The organism is Pseudomonas sp. GW821-FHT01C01 (assembly GCF_059422645.1).
Genome location: NZ_JBWKXF010000117.1, coordinates 1 through 1,242 on the forward strand (window position 1 = coordinate 1; position 1,242 = coordinate 1,242).

Consider the following 1,242-nt stretch of genomic DNA (forward strand, 5'->3'; position numbering starts at 1 on the left):
TGAACTGGTCAAGTAATCCCGGACACCGATTACGGTGTTTATGCCGCTTTTTGCTCCATGGCTATTGGCGACAGATAGTTGTTGTAGCTGTGGAGCCTGGTGCGGTTGTAGTACATGAAGAAGCGCACCATGTCGGTTTTTGCTTCCTCGATCAGGCTGTAGCCGCTGCGAGGCACCCACTCTGACTTCAGTGTGCCGAAAAAACGCTCTGTTGGAGCATTGTCCCAGCACTGCCCGCGATGACTCATGCTTTGCAAAATACCGTGGCGCATCAGTTCTTCTTGAAACTTACGACTGGTGTACTGACAGCCCTGATCTGAGTGAAACATCAGCCCAGGTGGACACGTTCGTACCTCTGTCGCCATGCGCAACGCCTTGCTGACCAAGTTGGCGTCATTGACCAGCGAAAACGCCCAGCCAATGAGCCGGCGAGCAAACAAATCGATCACGACGGCCAGATGAACCCAGCGCTTGCCCACCATCAAGCTTGTAACGTCGCCACACCAGACCTGATCGACCGCAGCTGGCTTGAAATTGCGCTTGAGCCGATTGGGCGCGACAAATGCTTCAACGCCTTTGGATCTGAATGGGTGAGGCTGGCGTTGTTTACTGACAATGTTGGCCTCTCTCATCAGCGCTCTGACAAGGTCTCTTCCGACCGCGATGTTTTGGGACTTCAGGCCCTTGCTGATCATTCTGGAGCCCATGGCTTCCCGGCTTTCGCTGTGCAGCTCAACCACTTTCAGCTTGAGCTCTTCGCGTCTGACCCGCGGCTTGGTGCGCCGTTGAAGCCACTCATAAAAGCTGCTGCGCCTCACATCGAAAACACGACACAGGATGGCGGTCGGGAATGACTCTCTTAGTTCCGCAATCATCGAAAACGATCGGGATCCGACATCAAGAGAGCGGTAGCCTTTTTTAAGATCTCGGCTTCCATTTCCATGCGCTTGATCTTGGCCTTTAGTTCCTGGATCTGGCGCTGATCTTCGGTAATCGCCTTGGTGCCTTTGACTGGCTGTCCCTCGCGTTCCTTGCGAACCTGATCGACCCAACGCCGTAAAGCGGTAGGTCCGATGTCCAGCGATGCACACACGTCTGGAACCGGACAGTTATCATCAAGCACCATGCCGGCAGCATGCAGCTTGAACTCGCGGGTATAGACCTTTCTTTCGTTCATGGAACCTCCAAGTTGGCGAAATCATATCGCCCTTAAGAGGTGTCCGGAATTATTAGGCCAGTTCA

General features: G+C 53.8%; 2 protein-coding genes. Both read right to left on the reverse strand.

The window, feature by feature from the left end:
- Nucleotides 1-38 precede the first annotated feature (38 nt).
- Nucleotides 39-875 (reverse strand): IS3 family transposase, encoded by an 837-nt coding sequence (locus tag AC07XF_RS28960; protein WP_495029248.1) that lies wholly within the window; start codon nucleotides 873-875, stop codon nucleotides 39-41.
- Entirely contained in the window at nucleotides 872-1,177 is a 306-nt protein-coding gene (locus AC07XF_RS28965; RefSeq protein WP_495029249.1) for a transposase, read from the reverse strand. Before AC07XF_RS28965 ends, AC07XF_RS28960 begins: the two co-directional genes overlap by 4 nt.
- Between the last annotated feature and the right edge of the window lie 65 nt (nucleotides 1,178-1,242).